Source organism: Streptomyces sp. NPDC002730 (assembly GCF_042888805.1).
Taxonomy (GTDB): domain Bacteria; phylum Actinomycetota; class Actinomycetes; order Streptomycetales; family Streptomycetaceae; genus Streptomyces.
In genome coordinates, this window is sequence record NZ_JBIAQG010000004.1 from 156,969 (window position 1) to 176,426 (window position 19,458).

The 19,458-nt window shown below is 69.5% G+C and carries 14 protein-coding genes and 4 pseudogenes; 10 read left to right on the forward strand and 8 right to left on the reverse strand.

Translation table 11 applies throughout. From position 1 onward, the window contains the following. The first annotated feature begins 36 nt into the window (after nt 1-36). The 3 genes and pseudogenes from ACFYXH_RS11925 to ACFYXH_RS11935 all read left to right on the forward strand — a co-directional run bounded on the left by ACFYXH_RS11925 (nt 37) and on the right by ACFYXH_RS11935 (nt 1,526). Complete coding sequence (locus tag ACFYXH_RS11925) at nt 37-438, forward strand: MerR family transcriptional regulator (protein ID WP_389561949.1); 402 nt, start codon at nt 37-39, stop codon at nt 436-438. Between the two features lie 75 nt (nt 439-513). Then, nucleotides 514-879: a VOC family protein gene (locus ACFYXH_RS11930; RefSeq protein ID WP_327321699.1), complete on the forward strand. Its 366-nt coding sequence runs from the start codon at nt 514-516 to the stop codon at nt 877-879. Between the two features lie 21 nt (nt 880-900). Continuing rightward, nucleotides 901-1,526 (forward strand): annotated as a pseudogene (locus ACFYXH_RS11935) (DUF6629 family protein). Here the strand turns inward: ACFYXH_RS11935 and ACFYXH_RS11940 are convergent. After that, on the reverse strand, nt 1,527-1,796 hold the full coding sequence (locus tag ACFYXH_RS11940; protein WP_389561950.1) for a carboxypeptidase-like regulatory domain-containing protein: 270 nt from the start codon (nt 1,794-1,796) through the stop codon (nt 1,527-1,529). A 10-nt stretch (nt 1,797-1,806) separates the two neighbouring features. Next, a pseudogene (locus ACFYXH_RS11945) lies at nt 1,807-1,962 on the reverse strand (MFS transporter); the annotation flags it as partial. A 221-nt stretch (nt 1,963-2,183) separates the two neighbouring features. Between ACFYXH_RS11945 and ACFYXH_RS11950 the strand changes: the two are divergent. The 3 genes and pseudogenes from ACFYXH_RS11950 to ACFYXH_RS11960 form a co-directional block, all read left to right on the forward strand. After that, a complete protein-coding gene (locus tag ACFYXH_RS11950; RefSeq protein WP_327321695.1) occupies nt 2,184-2,444 on the forward strand; it encodes a hypothetical protein in 261 nt (86 codons plus the stop codon). Between the two features lie 234 nt (nt 2,445-2,678). Continuing rightward, the gene (locus ACFYXH_RS11955) at nt 2,679-3,023 is read left to right on the forward strand and encodes a hypothetical protein (RefSeq protein ID WP_389561951.1); all 345 of its coding nucleotides are present in this window, start codon (nt 2,679-2,681) and stop codon (nt 3,021-3,023) included. A gap of 46 nt (nt 3,024-3,069) precedes the next feature. Then, nucleotides 3,070-3,366 (forward strand): annotated as a pseudogene (locus tag ACFYXH_RS11960) (LysR substrate-binding domain-containing protein); the annotation flags it as partial. Between the two features lie 546 nt (nt 3,367-3,912). Here ACFYXH_RS11960 and ACFYXH_RS11965 read toward each other — a convergent pair. The 3 genes and pseudogenes from ACFYXH_RS11965 to ACFYXH_RS11975 form a co-directional block, all read right to left on the reverse strand. Continuing rightward, a pseudogene (locus ACFYXH_RS11965) lies at nt 3,913-5,592 on the reverse strand (glycoside hydrolase N-terminal domain-containing protein). Nucleotides 5,593-5,695: 103 nt separating this feature from the next. Beyond that, nucleotides 5,696-7,525, reverse strand: coding sequence for an alpha-galactosidase D (locus ACFYXH_RS11970; RefSeq protein ID WP_389561952.1), 1,830 nt, complete (start codon nt 7,523-7,525; stop codon nt 5,696-5,698). 9 nt (nt 7,526-7,534) lie between these two features. After that, nucleotides 7,535-8,719 (reverse strand): ROK family protein, encoded by a 1,185-nt coding sequence (locus tag ACFYXH_RS11975; RefSeq protein WP_389561953.1) that lies wholly within the window; start codon nt 8,717-8,719, stop codon nt 7,535-7,537. 339 nt (nt 8,720-9,058) lie between these two features. Between ACFYXH_RS11975 and ACFYXH_RS11980 the strand changes: the two genes are divergently transcribed. The 4 genes from ACFYXH_RS11980 (at nt 9,059) to ACFYXH_RS11995 (ending at nt 15,466) form a co-directional block, all read left to right on the forward strand. After that, nucleotides 9,059-11,047 carry a hypothetical protein gene (locus tag ACFYXH_RS11980; protein WP_389561954.1) on the forward strand — a complete coding sequence of 663 codons (1,989 nt, stop codon included), beginning with the start codon at nt 9,059-9,061 and terminating at the stop codon, nt 11,045-11,047. Continuing rightward, nucleotides 11,044-12,597 (forward strand): hypothetical protein, encoded by a 1,554-nt coding sequence (locus tag ACFYXH_RS11985; protein WP_389561955.1) that lies wholly within the window; start codon nt 11,044-11,046, stop codon nt 12,595-12,597. The genes ACFYXH_RS11980 and ACFYXH_RS11985 overlap by 4 nt, the downstream gene beginning before the upstream one ends. Before the next feature lie 215 nt (nt 12,598-12,812). Next, entirely contained in the window at nt 12,813-13,232 is a 420-nt protein-coding gene (locus ACFYXH_RS11990) for a hypothetical protein (RefSeq protein ID WP_389561956.1), read from the forward strand. Further along, on the forward strand, nt 13,229-15,466 hold the full coding sequence (locus tag ACFYXH_RS11995) for an NACHT domain-containing protein (protein WP_389561957.1): 2,238 nt from the start codon (nt 13,229-13,231) through the stop codon (nt 15,464-15,466). The genes ACFYXH_RS11990 and ACFYXH_RS11995 overlap by 4 nt, the downstream gene beginning before the upstream one ends. 428 nt (nt 15,467-15,894) lie before the next feature. Here the strand turns inward: ACFYXH_RS11995 and ACFYXH_RS12000 are convergent, their stop codons facing one another. The 3 genes from ACFYXH_RS12000 to ACFYXH_RS12010 form a co-directional block, all read right to left on the reverse strand. Continuing rightward, nucleotides 15,895-16,827 (reverse strand): ornithine cyclodeaminase family protein, encoded by a 933-nt coding sequence (locus ACFYXH_RS12000; protein WP_389561958.1) that lies wholly within the window; start codon nt 16,825-16,827, stop codon nt 15,895-15,897. A 112-nt stretch (nt 16,828-16,939) separates the two neighbouring features. Next, entirely contained in the window at nt 16,940-17,824 is an 885-nt protein-coding gene (locus ACFYXH_RS12005; protein ID WP_389561959.1) for a peptidoglycan-binding protein, read from the reverse strand. 26 nt (nt 17,825-17,850) lie between these two features. Beyond that, nucleotides 17,851-19,434, reverse strand: coding sequence for a DUF6519 domain-containing protein (locus ACFYXH_RS12010; RefSeq protein ID WP_389561960.1), 1,584 nt, complete (start codon nt 19,432-19,434; stop codon nt 17,851-17,853). Nucleotides 19,435-19,458: the final 24 nt, after the last annotated feature.

The window sequence follows — 19,458 nt, forward strand, 5'->3', positions numbered from 1 at the left end:
TGAAACCTTCACATCAATGTGAAGGCAAGGAGAGCCATGAAGATCGGCGAACTGTCCCGGCGCACCGGCATCCCGACCAGGATGCTGCGGTACTACGAGGAGCAGGACCTGCTGCATCCCGAGCGGGCCGACAACGGCTACCGCACATACGACGCGGCGGCAGTCCACCGCGTCCAGCAGATCCGCGGCCTTCTCGATTCCGGGCTGACCACGGAGATCATCCGGAGGATCCTGCCCTTTCTCACCAGGCCGGACGAGATCCATGTCCATCCGGAGTGCCTGACGGCGGAGACCGCCGGGCTGCTACGGGGCGAAGTGGAACGGATTCAGCAGCGCATCGACTGTCTGGCCCGTAACCGCGACGCCATCCTCGCCTACCTGGCCGCAGTCCGGCCGGCCTCCGCGTCCGGGCCCGACAGGGAGCCCGAACGGGACTGACCGGCCGGGTGCAGCGGACCGAAGCCCGCCCTACGGTGGGACTCACAGTCTCCGCGCGGATGACGGGAGCCCTTGATGGCCGGTGAGATCTCCTTCTTCGAACTGGGTGTGGGCGATTCCGAACAGGCCCGCACCTTTTACAGCGGCCTGTTCGGCTGGACCTTCGATCCGGGCACGACCGACGGCGGCGGGTATGCGATCCGTACGCCCAATGTCCCCGGCGGAGTGCACGGCGGCGACTCCGGCGCCCGCCCGTATCTGTTCTTCAGGGTCGACGGCATGAAGGCCGCGCTGGAACGCGTCCGCGAACTGGGCGGCACGGTCGACGACTTCGACGGGGGGAGCGACGAGGAGACGGTCGCCCGGTTCGGCCGATTCAAGCTGTGCCACGACGACCAGGGCTCGCCCTTCGGACTGCACGAGCCGCCGGCCGGTGCCTAGATCTGCCGGGCGGTTGACGCCATGTGCTGGAGTGCAACTGCCGACCTCGTGGTGGGCACCGGCATCGCCGCGATCGGGGTGGCCTGCGTCGCACAGGTGCACCGGGTCCGCGATCTGCCGCTCGCCGCGCTGCCGTTGCTCCTCGGCGCCCACCAGATCATCGAGTCCGTCGTCTGGCGCTCCGGCGGTGGTACGGGCCCGGCGACCGTCACCTGGGCCGTCATCGCGCTGTCTCTGCTGCCGGTATGGGTGCCGCTCGCCGCGCTGCTCGCCGCGCCGCCGCGCGCCCGTCGCACGCTGGTGATCCCGGTTGTCGACGGGCTCGCCACCGCCGCCGTCCTCGCGTACCGTCTCGCCACCCGGCACGTGAGCGCGGACATCCGCGGGCACACCCTCGGCTACGTCCTGGACCTGCCGCACTCGCCGCTGATCATCACGGGACATCTCCTGGCCACCGTCGGATCCCTGCTGCTCGCCGGTGATCCGGTGCTGCGCCTGCTCGGCCTGCTGGCCGCGGCGGGGGCGGTGGCCTGCGCCGTGCTGTGGGGCTGGAGTTCGTCTCCACTTGGTGCGCGCTCGCAGCGGTGGCCTCTGTCGTCGTACTCCGCTGGGCACGGCGGCGTCCAGCCGGCCTGGAACCCGGCTGACTACGACAACATCGCGCCCCGGCGAGCCGGGGAGTGCGCCGTCAGGACCAGATCCGTCTCGACCGTCAGTCCGCCCCCGTCGTACGCGACCGGACAGGCGCGCGGCGTATAACCGGTCGCCGAGCCGGCCAGCACATAGCTGCCCTCCGTCGGCGCGGTCAGCGTGTAGTGACCGTCCTGGTCCGCCGCGGTCAGTCCCGCCTGCTCGCCCCGCCGGTCGATCAGCGTCACGTTCGCCCCGGGGACGGGAGCGCCTTCGGCGTCCCGCACCCGGCCCCGGCAGCGTCGGCAGGTCCTTGATGACCGGTACGAGCAGGGTCTGCATCACCGCGACGGTGATTCCCGCGAACGCGAGGACGGGAACGATGCCGTTGGTTCCGCGCTCCGGTACGTCCAGGTGTGCCCCGGCGGGGTGCTCGGCTGTGGTCTGCGGCATGCGTGCGGCCTCCGGGGCGCGAAGGTGTGGGAGCGCGTCGGAATCGAGTCCGGCGGACAGCGGCGGCCGCCAATTTGCATGCACCTTCAACGAATTCTCACGCCGGGCATACTCCGGCGCAGCTGATTGACCACGTGCCGTTCGGGTACCCGTCGCCGCAGGGGAGCGCTGATGCCCCGTACGAAGCTCCTGCCACAGGACTCCCGCCGAGGAGGACCGCCATGACCGACCGCCGACCCGAAGGTCCCGAAGAGACCGGGACGGACCCGGACACGCAGGTGCCGAAGGACCTGCCCGACCAGCAGGCGCACGACGGCGACGACCCGCTGGATCTACCCCGCCCCGACGCGCCGGACGACGGCACGCCCGATCCCGACCCGGGTCTGCCGGATGTGGACCAGACGGGTGCCGGGCCCCGCGGGTCGCCGCGGAGCGGCTCCGTACATCCCGAGCAGCCGGTCCCGGACGAACCCTCCGGGTGAGGTCCGGTCGGCCTCGCCCTGCTCGCCGGTTCTGCCTGCACGCGTTTCGGTGTCTTCGCCGCGGGCATCGCCTCCGCCGAGGATCCGCGGTACACCGTCGGACCTCGGCCGGCGGCCCAGGAGCAGCGCCCGGCGGTACCCGGCCAATGGGGTTTACGTACTTCCGGCCGGGGGACTCGAAGCGTTCGAGCGGCCAGCGTGCCGCCAGGTGGCCGGCGCGTCCACGGTGCTTCGATGCTGGCGGTCCCGGCCGTGCTGCTGTGCACCGCTCTCGCGGTCGGCCTTGTGCCGGGAGCGGCCGCCGGCGTGGGCCACGCCGTCGACGAAGCGGTGGCGGGAACGGCCACGGTTACGGTGCACTGGTCGGTGGCCGCTGCGGCGCTGGGGCTGCTGTCGTCGGCTCTGGCGGTGGGCCTCGCCGCGTACGCCGTGCGGCGGCCAGGGCACATGACGTCGCACGACTGGACGGAACCTCTGCGCCGTCTGCACTCAGGACACATCGGCGACTACATCGCCTGGCTGCTCGCAGGCATGACTCTCGTGGCGGCCCTGGCTCTCCCCGGAGTCCTCACGGGCTGAACGCCGAGGTTCTCGCGGGCCTCTTTTGGCGTGCGCGTTTCGCAGGCGGAGTCGGGCGCACCCGGCTCTGCCGTACTCCACCGACGGCGCCGAAATGGGCAAGCTGATGGTCGCGGAAGGGCTCGGCGCCACCGTGCTGCCGGACTTCAGCGTCATGGACGACCCGCTGGAACGACGCGGCGCGATCACCCACCGGCCGCTCGCGGACGACAGCCCGCAGGTGCTGCTGGTCATCCAGCGCCGACCGTCGGGCGCGGTGCCGCAGGCCGCACAGGATCTGCACGAGGCCTTTGTGGCGCGGGCCGGTGAGGTGGAGCGCTCGCTGCGGGAACTCCCTTTATGAGTACGGGGGCGTTCCTCTCCGTGTACGCGTCGGCGGTCTCCTCGGCAGCATGATCGCCGCTCGCGGTGTACGAGGTCTGGAGAGCCATGCCGTGCCCGGTCGCCGGGCCGCCGGCGCTCTGCGCGTACAGGCTGATCACCAGATTGCTCTGGGCCTTCACGCTGCCCGGCAGTGGATCGCTGTACCGGGGCTCTCCCGCGGCCAGGGTCACGGACCGTGAGCCGGAGAAGGCCAGCTTCCTGTTGCTTCCCGGAACGAGCCGGGCGCCGTTGTTCTGGACGCCGGCATACGCCGCGCCCAAGGTCAGCGGGCGGTCGCCGAACGCGTTGGAGACCCGGATGCGCAGCCCGCGCCCGCCGCCGCTTGTGTGGACGACGAGTCGGTAGCTGCGGTCGGACACGGCCTCGCCGAGCCGGTCCGCACTCGCCGCTCAGGTGACCACGGGACGCTGCCCGGCCGCTGGCGCGGCGGGGGAAGTGGCGCTTTCCGAGGCGTACAACGAGAGGGCGAGCGCCGGTGCGAGCACACATGCCGTGCGCCGGGCCATCAGCCGAAGTCCCGCAGAGTGAGGGACTTCCCGGGCTGCAGCCTGACGGTGCGCGAGGTGCCACGCCACGACACCGTCGTCGTGTGACCGCCGACGCTGCGGATACGGGCCTGCTCCACCTTGCCGTCCCGCCAGCTCACATCGACGGCGAACCCGCAGCGGGCTCCGATCCCGCTGATCGCGCCGGAGCCGGACCAGGCGGCGGGCAGCGCCGGAAGGAGCTCGATGTGTCCGGGACGCGAGTACACCAGCATTTCGATCACGGCGGACGGAGTGCCGAAGTTCGCATCGATCTGGAAGATTCCGCGCCCCTGCTCGACCTGGTAGATGTCGAAGAGGTTCATGGCGGAGCCGTTGCTGCCACCGGTGGACGGCCGAAGATTGTCGGCGACGAGCTGATAGGCGTTCTCCGCGTGCTTCAGCCGGGCCCAGCACAGGGCCCGCCAGGCGTTCGCCCAGCCGAAGCTCTCCATCCCACGGGCGGTGAGCAGGGCCGTCGTACCGGCGAGCAGCTCCTTGGACACGGAGTCCGGCCGGATACGGTCGCCGGGGAACAGGCCCATCAGCGGGGACAGATGGCGATGCGTGGTCTCGCCGAGGTTGTCGGGCGACATCCACTCCTGGAGCCAGCCGGTCTTCGGGCTGACCCCGGGCAGATACAGCTTGTCCTGCAGGGCCGCGACGGTCTCGCTGTAGCGGGCGTCCCTGCCCAGATCGGCGCACGCCTGCCGGTAGTTGGCGAAGAGTGCCCGGACCAGCTCCTGCGCATAGGTGATGCCCTTGGCGTCGAGCGGACCGTGTTCCGGCGACCAGTCGCTGTCGGCGACGAGAACCTGGCGGGTGGCGCCGGTCGCCAGGTCGGTGACGGTGGTGCTCACCAGCCTGGCCTCCCAGAACTCGCAGGCTCCCTTGAGGAGCGGGTAGATCCTCTTCAGATGGGCGGTGTCCTGGGTGTACTCGTAGTGCTCCCACAGGGAGTTGCACAGCCAGGCGTTACCGGCCGGGTGCCACCACCAGCCAAGACCCCCATGGATGTTGCTCGAGATGGCCACGGTCCAGCCGGAGTTCTTGCCGGAGGAGTTGCGGTAGCGGTTGCGGGGGTCGTTGAACAACTCGCGGGTGAGCTTTGTCCACGACGGCAACTGGGCCAGGCAGTAGTCGGTGAACGTGTCGAAGCAGTGCGAGAGCCCGGTGCGGTCGGCCATTCTGGTGTATGTGGCGCTGACGAGACCCTGGCTGAGGTCGAGGCCGCGGCGGTAGTCCGAGACGGCCGACAGGTCGTGGTCGGGTATGTCGATCGTCAGGTTCGCGAGCTGGGTGAAGCTGCCGAAGTTCTCACGGGCGTACGGGAATTGGCCGTCCTGGTCCAGGGTGCCGTTGAGCCCGCCGGTTCACAGGGTGGCGTCGGTGAGGAAGAGCAGTTCATGCGCGGGGTCGTTGCCGACGAGGGCGCCGAGCCGGCCGTTCCCGATCGGAAGGGCCTGCTCGATCATTCTCTTGTCCGAGGCCGGGGCTCGGTACCACATCTGCGTCGTCGACGCCTTCGGCAGCATCGGCGAGGTGATGGGCCGGGCGGGCGCGGCCGAGGCGGTGAAGGCCGGGAGGCCACCGAGCGCGGTGGCCGTTCCGACCGCGGCGGTCAGCGAGATGAATCCGCGGCGGCTGGGCTGCGCAGGCATACAGGCGTGCTGATCGTCCACGGGGCACTCCACGGTGGTCGGGCAGAACGGGGGAGAGGAGGGGGAGGCGGGCGGCGGCCGGAGCGTCACCGGCCGCTACCGGTCAGGACCGCTTAGGCGCGTCGATCTTGTCGATGTCCGGTGCGTAGCCCGAAGGGCCGCTGTCGAAGGTGACGGTGTTGCTGCCCGCCTTCAAGGAAACGGGGACGCTGATGGCCGCTGCGGCACCCCACCCGCCGCTGGACGGGAAGTCCCAGGTGGCGGCGGGCCTTCCATTGGCGGAGACCTGGATGGACCGGGGGTCGCCGCTGGTGTAGCCGACGTTGAAGAGGTATGTGCCGGCCTTGTCGACCACAACGTCGTTGAAGCGCAGGGCCCCGCCCAGATACAGGCCGCCCACCTTCTTCGCGCCCGAGCACTCGTCGCAGCCGCCGACGGAGGCGTTGCCGCTGAGGGTGTTGGCCGAGTCCTCCGCCTCGTACGCCGTCATGGGCTGCGTCGGCCCGTGCGGGGTGATGGTGAACAGGCGCGATCCATGGGCGGGAAGGGCCTGTGTGATGCTGCTCCTGTGCCGGCCGAGGTTCTCGCGGTTCCACAGATCGCGTACGGAGGCCTGCCCGCTGAAGCCGAAGCTGGACCAGTTCGCCGTCACCGCGGCAGGGGAGTCTGCGAGGTTGAACAGGGCGACCGTGTACGTGCCGTCCGGGTTCTTCGCCCCCCAGACCTGCTGCTCGCCCGCCGTCACCGGACGGGCCGGCGGGGACGCCTGCTGGTCGACCTTGAGCACCTCGCGGTTGGTGAGCAGGGAGATTCCGTAGTCGTCGAGACGCGTGAGGTCGTCGCCGGTGTACAAGGGGGACTTGGAGATGGCCCACAGCGTCATATAGCTCTGCCGCTCGGCCTTGGTCAGCCCGTCCATGGCGCCGTTGCCCACATCGAGGGAGTCCAGGTCGTTGAATCCGCCGGGCCCTGCGTGCCGGGTCCAGGCCGGGGTGTCGCGCCACCGGTCCTCGACTGAGTTGTCCCACGTCACCAGGGTGTTGCAGTAGCACTCGACGTCGGTGTCTATACGCCAGCCGTTGGAGTGCTTCTTCCAGTCGGCCATGTAGTTGATGTCCAGGGACCAGGAGATCTCGAGATGGATGTCCCGTCCGGTGCCGGCCAGCGCCCGCTTCCAGGCCGCGATGTCGGGGCGGTTGTCGTAGTTGTCACCGCTCTTGAAGGACCCGGGCCCGACCCCGTCGACCTTGAGGAAGTCATAACCCCAGTCGGCGAACAACCGCGCCTGTGAGTCGATGTACTGCTGGGCGCACGGCCGGGAGAAGTCGATTTTGTAGGAGCTGTCCCAGCCGTTCGTCGTGCGCAGATCGCTGTACACGATGTCGCCTGTGGTGCAGTCCGCCGCGTTCCAAACCGGGACCTTGCCCTCCCCGTACGCCTCCTTCTCCAGGCCGACGGGAAGGTAGATGCCGGCCTTCAGCCCCTTGGTGTGGATGTGGTCGGCCACCGGCTTCATCCCGCGCGGGAAGCGCTCGGGGTCGGCCTTCTGCCGTCCGTACTGGTCGAACCCGGGCTTCCAGTCCCAGGTCCGCCACCAGCCGGCATCGATGTTGACGTACTCGTAGCCGTACGCCTTGAGCTTTGCGGCCAGGGCGTCCGCCTGCTTGAGGACGTTGGCTTCGGTGAGGTAGCTGTAGCCGCCCGTGGGGTTGAGCCCGGGGTATTTGCTGGACTGCATGCTCCAGCTGCTCCAGCCCATGTACGGCTTCTGGGCAAGGCCGCCTTTCTGAACGGGAGTTGCCCGTGCGGTGGTAGTGGCCCGTGCGGTGGGAGTGGAGTGTGAGCTGGGTGTGGCCTGCGCGGAGACTTCGGTCAGGGAGGCGGCGACAGCGAGGGCAACGGCTCCTGCGGTGAGGGCTGTGGGGGACAGCATGGCGTTCTCCTAACAGGGTTCGGATCCGATGAACGTCTGAATCGCGGCGGCCGCGGCCCCGCGGGCCCATTCGTCGAACGGCAGCGGATGAGTCGTCACCTCGCACTGCGCGGCGGTGCCGAAGGCGGCGCTGGAGAACGCCTCTCGGATCTGCTCGGCGAACAGGTCGTACGCCGCCAGGCCCTCGCCGGAGATGATCACGCGCTCGGGACCGAGGAGATTGACCACGGCCCCGATGGCCCGGCCGATCGCCTCGCCGGCTCGTGCGTACGCGGCGCGGGCGACGGGATTCCCGCCGTGGGCCAACTCCAGGGCCTGTGCCGAGTCGGCCACGTCCTGGCCGGTGTCTTCGCGGATACGGCGCACGATCGCGGAGTCCGACGCGATCGCCTCCACGCAGCCGGTATTGCCGCAGTGGCACAACGGCCCCTGCGGGTCGATGGAGAGATGGCCGATCTCGCCGGCCACGCCGTGCGAGCCGGAGACCACCCGGCCGTTCACGACGAGTCCGCAGCCGATGCCGGCGCCGACGGTGACCAGCGCGAAGTTCGCGCAGCCCACGCCGCCGCCGAACCACTGCTCGGCGATGGTCAGGGCGCGGACATCGTTGTCGACAGTGACCGGAAGGCCCGTTGCCTCCATTGCCACGTCGGCGAGGGCGATGTCGTGCCAGCCGAGGAAGGGTGAGTACCTGACCACGCCGGCGGCGCGGTCCACATCGCCGGAGACGGCGATGCCCAGTCCCTGGACCTGGACTCCGTAGCCCTCGGCCTCGGTCAGCAACTCCTCCGTCAGCGAGGCGATGAGCTCGAGCACGGCGGCCGGTTCGTTTCGGGTGAGCGGCGCGTGCAGGGCGACGCGGATGCGGCAGCACAGGTCCGTCAGCACCGCGATGACCTCGTCCGCCGTCACCTTGACGCCGAGGAACAGGGCTCTGCCGCCGTCGACTCGCACCGGGTTGGCGGGGCGCCCCAGGGCCGGGCGCGCACCGCCGTCCGCCGCATCGGCCGCCTCGACGACGTAGCCCGCCTCCATGAGCGGGCGTACCGCCTTGGTCACCGCGGCCGAGGAGAGCCCGGTACGGCGAGCGAGCTCCACCCTGGTGAGCGGGCCTTGGGACAGCACGGTGGTGAACACCGAGGAGGCGGCCGGGGTGGCCGCCGGGAACGTCTCAACGCGGTACGTCGACGGCATGGCGGGAAACGTAGGTGAGTTAATTTCCTGTGTCAATAAAGGAAACCGAAACCCTGTGAAGTTGTTGGTGGCTTGCCCCTCCACCGTCAAATGGGTGATTGAGGACTGCGGTTGGCAAGGCGATCGACGGCTCCACTCACCTTCGACGCACCGGATCGCCGAGCTCCTTGCCGCGCCCGCGCAGGGGCGGCTGACGGCTGGTCATATCACGCGGCCGCAGTCGTTGCCGTCGGCATTCACAACACGCGTCTCGGCGACCCCATGTCGGGTAAGTTCCCTCTGTGCGCGGGGGGTTGATCGAATGAACCTGCATGCAATCACGGGAGGCGGGGGAGCGCCGTGGGCGGGAGACTGTACGGTCAGGGGGCGCTGCACGAGAGCTTTGTGCCCAGGCTTGTCGGCCTGCATCAGAGTGGCGGGTACCGGGTCGATTTCGCCTATCCCAGGGGTGCGCCACTCGTCCATGTCGTCGGCGGGCGCGGCAGCGGCAAGAGCGCGTTGCTGAAGGCGGTGCACGACGCCTACAACGGGCGGGTTCCGCTGGCCCACGTGGACCTCGCGGCCTCCGGATTCGGTGAGCCGGGTGTCGCCGGGCTCAGTGACGACGAGGTCCCGAACGCCTCACACATCACCCATCTGCTGTATCTGCTGGCGTACAAACTCGGCCTGGACGTACAGCATTTCGGAAAGCCGATGGCGTTCCCGGGGCTCTCACTCGGCCTACTCGTGGTGACCGCCTGGCGGCCGCTGAACAGCGACGAAGCAGATGTCCGGCCGCCCGACCTGCGGCGCGCCGAGGCGGATCTGCGGACCTTCATCATCGCTGAGGACCCGGATGTGAAGCGCCGACGCGAAAGCCTGGGCAGGTGGATCGACATCGTCTCCGAGAACCTGCCGCAGGTGCTGTCCGGCGTGCCGGGGCTCGACGCCATGGCAGGAATCGTCCTGGACACCGCGCGTACCCAGCTCCTCAAGGGCAGGCCGGACCGGGGCGCGCTCGCATGGTGGGGCGGCCGACTGCACCGGTCACAGGGATACCAGGGCGATTCACTGCAGCGGCTGTTCCAGTTCGTACGCGGCTTCCGGCGGCTGGACGACCGGAGGCGTACCGCCGAGGAACACCTTGTCGCAGCCTTCCTCGCCGACATCGACGGGAACTACGGGCGCCTGCGCCGGCTCAACAGGCAGCCCCGGCCGCTGATTCTCCTCGACAACGCGCACACCGACGTCGGCCATACGTTCGTCGGGCTGCTCGCATCCGGCGACGTGGCCGCCGAGGGGGACCCCACGAGGCCGGTCGTCATCGCGACATCCCTCGGCAGAGGGGAGCAGTTCGCGCCGCTGAGCGAGGTCGCCGGGGACGCCGCACCGCAAGGCCGGCCCCTTCTGCTCCGTATCCCCTCCGTCGAACACGGCCACATCGGCGAGATGCTCAGCTCGGTCGACTACCCCGACCATCTGCCGCGGCTCGTCGCCCGCTACAGCGGGGGCCGCGCGGCCAGCGCCCGTACGCTCGCCGACACCGCCATCCGCCGGGTGCGGGAAGCGGGCACCATACGCAGCCGTGAGCTGCTGGACGCCGCCACTCCAGAGCTCCTCGACAAGCTGCTGCCGCAGCCCGCGATGCGCGACCGTCTCGTACTGCTGTCGGCCGCGGTCGACGCCGGCACCCGACGCGGGCTGTGGACCTTCGCCCACCCGGAGGACCACTCCGACGACCTCGTCGCCGCCCGGGTCCGCGAGGCCGACGACTACCGCATCCGCGCCTGCCTGGACGGCGACCGCGCACTCGACCTGCTGCTGCGGCACCGGCTCGCGTCGACCACGTCCCACGAGACGTGGCGGGACACGCATCTGCGCCTGCGCTCGCTCTGCGATCCACGAGGCGATACGTACCTGTACCACACCCTCGCCCTGGGGCGGCTGGACGAAGTCGTGTGCGGGCTCCACCACCGGTTCACCGGCACGTCCCCGGCGCTGTGGCTCGCCGCGCTGAACCTGATCTGCTCCGCACCGCATCCGCGCGAGGGCTACGAACCACCGGACAGCGCCGGCCCGTTCTCCTGCACGGCCTGTGGCAGCGAAGGAGCAGGCCCGCAGCACGACGCGGTCAGCAGCCTCGTCCCCATTCTGTGGCAGCTGTCCGATCCGCTCACCCTGGCGCCGTGCGAGGAGGATCTGACCAGCGTCCGTATCGCGCTGGAGACGCTGTACGGCAACAAAGCCGCGAACGGCCCCTACCGCGAGGCATCCGCCGCCTGGCCGGCCCGCCTGAGGGCCGGCGTGCAAGCCCCCGACTTGCCGATCTCGGAAGGGTCCCCGTCATGACGTCCTTCATCAGGAGACTTCCCGGCGGCCCGCTCACCAAGGCAGCTGTCCTCTTGGCGGTACTGGCGATGCTCGGCGGCGCCGCCTGGACCGCTCTGGCGTTTCTCGGCCCCGACCCGGGCTGCGGGAAAGGCGTCGAGAAACGCGGATCCGAAGGCACGGAGGAGTGCACCGGAGTGACCGACGGCAGTTATGTGTTCGCCCCCAACCTCAAGGAGGTCAGCGCCCGGATCAAGGCCGAGAACGACAACATCAAGGGCGACTACGTCTCCATCGCCGTCATGCTGCCGATGGCGCCCGCCCAGGGCTTCGAGCAGGACAAGACACTCCACGAGGTGCAGGGCGCCTATCTGGCCCAGTACCGGGCCAACCACGAGTCCAACAGCAAGAAACCCGCGATCCGACTGCTGCTCGCCAACCCGGGCCGCAGCCACGCCTACTGGCGGCCCGTGGCCGAGCAGCTCGGCGCCCTCTCCCAGAGCGGAAGCGTGAATCTGCGTGCGGTGATCGGCTTCGACGTCAGCACCACCAGTACGCAGCAGGCCATCGCCTATCTCACCAACGAACGTCATATCCCCGTCGTCGGCGGCCCCATCACCGCCGACGACTCCGGCAACAGCGCGAAGACCCCCAACGCCTACCGAGGGCTGGCCCGCGTCGTCCCCACCACCAGCGATCAGGCCGCCGCGCTGTCCCACTTCAACAAAGGCATCGACCCCCGGAACACCCTGGTTGTCGAGGACATCCGCACCGGCGACAACTACGTCGACGCCCTCAAGCGCGCCTTCGCCGAGCGGACCAAGGGCTCACCGCGCGCCCCCGAGCAGTACCGGGCGCCGGAGGAGTTCCACGAGGAAGGCGCCACGGCCAACGCCTTCGACCAGATGGTCGACACCATCTGCACCTCGTCCGCCAAGGTCGTCTACTTCGCCGGACGGCCCGTACAGCTGCGGCAGTTCATCAACGAACTCGGCAATCGAGGCTGCACCGAGAAGAAGTACAAGGTCATCACCGGATCCGGTGCCTCCACGCTCTCCTCCGACAAGCGCCTCGAATGGAGCGCCTTCCGCAAGGGTGTGACCCTGCAGTACGCCGCGGTCGCCCACCCCGAGGCCTGGACCGGCCCCAGGGCGCCCGCCACAGGAGGATCCCCGGCCGCCTACCGTACGCTCGCCACGCTCTCCACCAGCGCGGCGGTCGGCAACATCGGCCCGGTGGACCTCACCGACTCCCGCACCATCACCTTCTACGACGCCGGCCTCACCGCGATCACCGCCATCCGGATGCGCGACGACGGCGACCCGGTCATCCCCACGCTGGGACGGATCAGCGACTCCTGGCTGCGGCTGCACGGCATGGGCAAGGTCGACGGCGCGAGCGGCTGGATCTGCCTCGACAACTACGGAAACCCGTTCAACAAGGCCGTCTCCGTGGTCGAGCTGGCCCCGGACGTCCCGGGTCGTATCCGCTTCGTCGGCCTCGCCTGGCCGACCGGAAAACCGACACCCAAGGACTGCACGGCACGCAACGACAGCCTCCCGAAGCCGTAGGGCGTGTTTCACGGTGCGCTGCTCGGTCCGGCCGCACGCAGCGACCAGCCGATCCACCAGACCGGGCAAAGCCGGGCGTGTTCCCACAGCATGCCCAGCAACCGTCCATAGCGGAACTGACTCGGGATCAATTCCGTGGCCGAACCGCTGATCGAAGGTGCCGGTCTGGCTACGATGAACCCCTGAATTCACGGTGCGCGACAGGAGGAACACCTGTGCCCGAGATCGATTTACTGCTCGGCCAAGTCGTGCCGGCAGTCGCAGCGGCGGTGGGTGCCTACGGCGTCTCCGTACTGACCAGGGCCGAGGATGAAGCGGCCGGGGCGACGGTGCGGCTGGGGCAGCGGCTGCTCGACCGGATCCTGCACCGCAGCGCCGACGCCGACCCTGTTCGAGCCGCCATCACCAACATGGCGGACGCGGCCCCGGACACACTGGCCTCGCGGCGCACAGAGTTCAGGGATGCGCTGCAGGAGGTACTGAGGGACACCCCGGGGCTTGCCGCTGAACTGTCGGAGCTGCTGCGGGAGCGTCCCGCCGTCCAGGCCGGCGGTGCCCACAGCGTCGCCATCGGCGGAGACAACTCCGGGATCATCTCGACCGGCGAGGGCGCGACGAACACCCTGCACCAGTGAGCGCCGGGCCCGGTCCCCAGGAGCCGGATGCCGCTGCGCATACCCCTGACCAGCCGGGCGGCGACCGGTCGATCAAGGTCGACGGTGGCAACTCTGGAATCGCGAGCACCGGCGACAACGCGGTCAACGTGCTCATCAGCGCCGAAGGGATCTCCGCCGAGGACACGCTGGCCGAGATGGTTGATCGGCTTGTGCAGGCGGTCCGCGCCAGGCGTAGCTCTGTCGAGGATGCGCTGGCCGACAAGGCCTGTCTGCTCAAGCAGAAGGTCAGCGACCGCCTGCAGCGTGAGGAGGAGCAACAGCGGCTACGGGATCCGCGCCCGCTGCCTGTGCACTGGCAACTGGCACCTCCGAAGGCGCCCGGCCGGGACAGCATCCGCAACGCCCCGGCCGAGGCGACGGATGCTCCCCCGCTGGACCTGGCCGGTCAGCTGGATGAGATCGCGGCTGTCTACGAGCGGACAGAGTTCGGCTGGCTGATGGTGCTGGGCGGGGCAGGCTCGGGGAAGAGCATCCTGATCCTCCGTTTCGCACTGGCCCGGCTGAAAGCGCCTACTCCAACCGACAAAGCACCGGTACCGGTGATCTTCAGCTTCGGATCGTGGAACCCCACCACCACCCCACTGCGGGACTGGTTGATCAGTCAGTTGGAGCGGGACCAGCCCTTTCTGGCCGGACCCAGCCCCAACGGGTCGACGTGGGCCGCCGCGCTGGTCGGTGCCGGCTACGTCCTGCCGATCCTGGACGGGTTCGACGAGATCGCCAACGGCCTGCGCGGACCCGCGCTGAGAGCACTCAATGCCGCCACCCTGCCGCTGCTGGTGACCAGTCGCCACGCCGAACTCGAAGCCGCCGTGGAGGCAACCAAGGTTGTTCCCTCCGCCGTCGGTATCGAATTGAGCGACCTCACCCTGGACGACTCCGTCAACTACCTGCTGTGCGCCACCCATACGACCCTCCCCGACGGCACGGACACCACCACCCCGACCGGGTGGCAGTACGTCCTGAGCGAGTTGCGCTGCCATCCCCACACACCAGCCAGCGCGAATCTCGCCGCCGTGCTGACAACGCCCCTGATGGTCACACTTGCCCGCACCGTCTACGAATCCGACCGCAACCCATCGGAGCTGCTGGACATCGAGCTGGGCACCCGAAAAGCCCTTGAAGACCATCTCCTGGACAACTTCATCCCCACCGCCTACGCACGCTTCCTCAGCAACCGACCCGCGGCGGAGCAGCGGCGCTGGGACCCCGAACTCGCCCGGCACTGGCTCGGCTACCTCGCCGCGCACCTGAGAAAGCTCAAGACCCATGACATGGAATGGTGGCGGCTGGGAACCAGCATGAATCTCTCCTCACAGATGCTCGTGGTCGGGGTCACCGTCGGAATTCTGTCCGGGCTCATGATCGGGATCGTGTACGGGGTCACGGTCGGGCTCGTGTACGGGCCTGCGTGGTGGCTCAGGGAGGGAGCCGTTGACATTCCTCTGAACGGGCTCGGGATCGGGCTGACCTTCGGGTTCATACAGGGATTCGCCACGAAGCTCAAGGTCGGCGGCCCGGTATTCGAGCCGTCGCGCATGCACATTCAGATCCGCGGCGGGACCAAGAAGGTGCGGGAGAGCTTCCTCCCCAGAGTTCGGGGCGGGCTCGCGGGTGGCGTCGTATTCGGAGTCGTGTTCGGCCTCGGACTCGCGACCTATTGGGTTCTTCTTGGTTATCCCGGGCTTGCGATCGCGCTGGTATTCGGGAACGGGCTCGTGATCGGGATCGCACTCGGGCTCGCGGTCGGACTTACGCTCGCGCTCATGGCCGGGCTCGAGGCTGTCATCGAGAGAAAAACCTCCGTCAGCCCGTCGGCGCTGTTGAACACCAACCGCACCACCGTGCTCACCCAACTGCTCGCGGTCGGGCTCGTGATCGGGTTCGGGTACGGGATCACGATCGGGCTCGTGAACGGATTCGTAGTCGGGCTCTCGGTCGGGCTCGCGGCCGGGCTTGCGGTCGCGCTCGGGGTCGGCACTTTGACCGCTTGGGGCCGATGGGTGCTCCTGGCCCGCATCTGGCTGCCCCTGACGGGGCGACTGCCGTGGGCAGTGAACGCTTTCCTGGACGACGCCTACCAGCGAGGCGTGCTGCGCCAGGCCGGCGCGGTCTACCAGTTCCGCCATGCGCGGCTCCGGGATCGCCTGGGCGAGGTCTATGAGGAACACCGCAACCAACACCCCGCTTGAACCGCGGTCTGCCGATGTGCAGCGTGTCGGCGCGCTGGGGGGCATGGCTCGCAGCCGCCCGAAGCGGAGTTGGTCTGCTGGCGGGCTACCGGCGCGACTGGCTCTTCGACCGGACCTGCTCATGGAGATCCTGTCCGGCGTGAAAACCCCAGTTTGGGCCGATGACCAGGTCGTTTGCATAGGCAGGTTCAGGCTGCCTGTTGGTATTCGTTGATGAGGGCCGCCGAGGAGTTGGGGGCGGCGGACGCGGGTTCCGCCCCGGGGGTAGGGGCTACCTGGCCGGCTTCCGTGGCCTGGAGGTCGGCAAGTCGGTGGCCAGGCGATAACCGTCCCGACCGGCGCCAGGGACGCCGTCCAGGTGGTAGGCGATGACCCGCACCCGCACCGGATAGCAGCGTAAGCCCGGATCCAACGCCACGGCATTGGCCCTAGCCGATGTGCGCCTCGTAGGCGACACCGGCGACGACCAGGTCCTCCCAGGCCATGCCTACGCTCTTGAAGAGCCGGGGGCGGGAGCCTTCGGTCGTGACCGTGCCGCGGGCGAGGTCCGCGAGGCCGACGAGGGAATCGGCTTCCAGCGCTCCGCAGCCGATGGCCAGAATGACGTCGCCCGCCTCGCGCAGTGCCGCGCCCCGCGCCTCGACGACCACGGTCGAACGGCGCACCGTCTCGTCGTCCACCTCGCGGGCATCAGGTTCGTGGGAGCCGACGGCGACGACGGTCGCGTGCGCGGACAGGGCCGCCCCGTCGAACAGCGGAGTGCGCGCGGTGGTGCAGCAGGCGACCAGATCCGCCTGCGCCACCGCGTCCGCCGTACCCGCCTCCACCACAGGATCCGAATCCCCGTACTGCTGAAGGAAGCCGGCGAGCCGGTCGAGGTCGCGGCCGACCACTGTGATGTGCCGGACCGGGCGGACAGCACGCAGCGCCTCGATATGACTGTGCGCCTGCGGTCCGGTGCCGAAGACGACGAGACGCTCGGCGTCCGGTACGGCGAGGAGATCGGCGGCGGCCGCCGAGACTGCCGCGGTACGGACGGCGGTCAGCGCGACACCGTCGAGAACGGCCAGCGGGCCGAGCGTCGCTGCGTCCAGCAGCAGGTAGTTGCCCTGGATACGAGGCAGCCCGATGGCGGGGTTGGTCGGCGCCACCGTGGCGATCTTGACGCCGGCGTAGCGGCGGGCGTGCGACGGCATCAGCAGCAGCTGCCCATGCTCGACCGGGACCACGGTGCGGGCGGGATCGGCCTCCGGGTCGAGCCCGTCGCGCAGTGCGTCCTGGAGCGCGGCGATCGCCGCTGCCATGGGCAGGGCCGCACGTACCTCGTCGGCTCCGATGACCACGATCGCGTCCTTGCCCATATGCCCTCCAGCCGGAAGCCGATCATCCTCTCGCGAAACGCTACAGGGCACGCAGCGGCCGGGCGGCCCTCGTCCAAGGAGAGCCGTCCGGCCGGCGTCGTACAGGGCGCGCTCAGACGTTGGGCACCTTGAGTCTGTCCCAGCTCGACTTTCCCGGAATGCCGTCGGCGTCGCTCCCCGAGAAGCCCAGCTTGCGCTGCCATGCGGCGTACGACTTGCGGTCCGCCTCCGACCAGTCCGGGCTCGGGCCCACTTCGTACCGCCCGCAGCCCTCGGCCACCAGTCTCTTTCCCATCGCCGTGATGATGGGACTGTGCCGTCCGGCCTGGAAGAACGCGGCGCCCGGGAACGGCTCGAACGTCGCCGGGGGCTTCGGCGCCGGCGGCTTGGTCGGGCCGCCCGGCTTACCGGCCAGACGCGCCTTGATCCGGCCGCGCATCGAGTCCATCGTGAACCCGCGCGGGTCGATCTTCCCCGGCTGCCACTCCTTGTGCCCGATCACCGAGCGGTACGTCCAGCCGTGCGCCCGGCAGATCGCGGCCGCCGCCTTCTCGATGGCCTCCAGCTGGGCCGCAGGCCACGGGTCCGTGCCATTGCCGAGGTTGACGCACTCAAAGCCGTAGAAGTAGCGATTGCCGTCGGTGTTGGCCTCGTTGTCGCCGGGCAGCGCCGTTTCGTTGATCACCGCGCGCAGGACGTCGTCGTCGCCGAGCCCGGCGTGGTTGGCGCGCCCGTTGCCGACCATGTGGATGGTGCCGTCCTTGGCTATCACCCCGTGGCACAGCGGCCCCGGCAGACTCGAGTGGCCGTTGTAGCAGATGTCCACGGAGTTCTGGGTGCCCGAGGTCACGGTGTGATGGATCATCACCCCGTGCATGGGCCCCCACGGACCCTTGTGGTTGCGGTTGTGTGTGCGCCAGCTCCGGTGCTCGACGACCTGAAGCCCTTCGTTGCGAAGGGCCTTGAGCAGTTTGTCGGCGGACAGAGGCGTTGCCATCGTGGTGCTCCTTCCCGGTTGGTACGTCAGTTCTCGGGCTGTCCCTCGTCGTCCTGCCCCGCCGTCTGCGCGCCCGAACCGGCCGCCGCAGCAGTCTCGGCAGCCGCGGCCTCCGCCTCGGCCGAGGCCTCCGCCGCCAGCGCCTCCTCGTCCGCGGCCGGGATCACGGCCGCCAGCGGCCCGAACGTCATCCGCAGATCCGCGACCGAACCTTCGCCCAGCACCCAGGCCAACGGCGCGTAGTGCGCCTGAATCCCGGCCGGGGCCTGCAGCAGCGGTCGGCGCGCCGCATCCGTGGGCCACTCGACATTGCCCGTCGCCGTACGTGCCGGAACGGTCCAGAAGTCACCGGGCCGATACGTCCTGCCCGGCTCGAAGTAGACGAGAACCCCGTCCTCCAGCGGCAGCCAGCCGCCCTCCTCGATCCGGACCGCGCCGTTGCGCAGCTTCGATGCGCCCTGCTTCGTACGGCCGGAGCCGCTCGTGTGCCGGGACGAACCCGACCGGTGGTCCCAGCGCCGCAGGAACGGGTGGAGTCCGGGGCGCCTGCCGACCGAAGGATCCGGCTCGCCGGAGAGCCGCACCCGGCGGCCCGGCAGGTCGACCTCCTCCACCCGCAGCAGCGGCAGCGGCTCACCGCGGCTGGTGTAGGCGGTGTCCACGAACTCGACCAGGTCGCCTACGTTCAGATCGAGCTTGTCGTCACTGCCGAGTGAGGCCAACTCCACCCATGTACCGTCGAGTTCGTCTACAGGGAAGGTCACCGAGCCGTTCTCCCGGGACCATTTGAAGGTCGCGTCCTTCGCCGCGCCGCCCTCGTGGATCTCCACCCGGTACATCTGGTTCTCCTGGCCCCGGTACCGGGCGTCCGGCCTCACCAGGCACGGGTCCTCGTCGGCGTGCTCGGGACGCTCGCTGCGCGCCGCCATCCGAGCGGTCGGCGCCTGCGCCACGGCCCACTTCGCGAACGCCGCGCGGACCTGGTCCTTGGTCGCCCCGTCCTCGAGTTCCAGCTGCGAGCCGGCCAGCGGCAGCACCTGCCAGACGACCTTGAGCCGGGCCGCCGTGTCGGGCATCGCGGAACCCAGCGCCACCTCCCGCAGCAGCGGGTCCTCGGCCGCGGTGACCGAGCGCTCCCACACCTTCAGATAGGCGAGATACGGAAACTGGGTCGGCAGCCGGTCACCGGGGCGCTCCGGGTCCCGGTGGCCGTCCGGCTGGTCCCAGTACGTCCAGGTGGCCGGCGGCTGTGCCTCGGCGGGCGCGTCCGTGTCGCCATCCTCGGCCGCGTGCCCGTCGTCGACGACCGGGACTCCGGGCTGCGGACGTGCCGCATCCAGCAGGATGCCGTCCACGTAGTAACGGCCGCCGCCGATGGACAGATCGTCAAGTTCCCGGCCGCCGCCCACGAAACCCAGCGCGAAGCCGGTGGCGCCGCGCGGGCCGCCGTGCTGCCCGATCAGGTCGGCAGCGGTCGTACGGGCCTGGACCAGCTGGATCGCGGCCTGCTCATTGGCATCCGCGTCCAGCTGTACGCGGCCCTGCTGTGCGATCACCGCCGAGTAGTGCCGGTCCGGCCGGAAGGTGATGCGGGAGATGTCTGCGTGCATGGGAAGGGGTCCCCCTCGGAAGTT

Excerpts from the sequence above, each read along its gene's own strand:
- ACFYXH_RS11925 (WP_389561949.1), top strand. The coding sequence starts at position 37 with ATGAAGATCGGCGAACTGTCCCGGCGCACCGGCATCCCGACCAGGATG.
- ACFYXH_RS11930 (WP_327321699.1), top strand. The coding sequence starts at position 514 with ATGGCCGGTGAGATCTCCTTCTTCGAACTGGGTGTGGGCGATTCCGAA.
- ACFYXH_RS11950 (WP_327321695.1), top strand. The coding sequence starts at position 2,184 with ATGACCGACCGCCGACCCGAAGGTCCCGAAGAGACCGGGACGGACCCG.
- ACFYXH_RS11955 (WP_389561951.1), top strand. The coding sequence starts at position 2,679 with ATGCTGGCGGTCCCGGCCGTGCTGCTGTGCACCGCTCTCGCGGTCGGC.
- ACFYXH_RS11970 (WP_389561952.1), bottom strand. The coding sequence starts at position 7,525 with ATGCTGTCCCCCACAGCCCTCACCGCAGGAGCCGTTGCCCTCGCTGTC.
- ACFYXH_RS11975 (WP_389561953.1), bottom strand. The coding sequence starts at position 8,719 with ATGCCGTCGACGTACCGCGTTGAGACGTTCCCGGCGGCCACCCCGGCC.
- ACFYXH_RS11985 (WP_389561955.1), top strand. The coding sequence starts at position 11,044 with ATGACGTCCTTCATCAGGAGACTTCCCGGCGGCCCGCTCACCAAGGCA.
- ACFYXH_RS12000 (WP_389561958.1), bottom strand. The coding sequence starts at position 16,827 with ATGGGCAAGGACGCGATCGTGGTCATCGGAGCCGACGAGGTACGTGCG.
- ACFYXH_RS12005 (WP_389561959.1), bottom strand. The coding sequence starts at position 17,824 with ATGGCAACGCCTCTGTCCGCCGACAAACTGCTCAAGGCCCTTCGCAAC.
- ACFYXH_RS12010 (WP_389561960.1), bottom strand. The coding sequence starts at position 19,434 with ATGCACGCAGACATCTCCCGCATCACCTTCCGGCCGGACCGGCACTAC.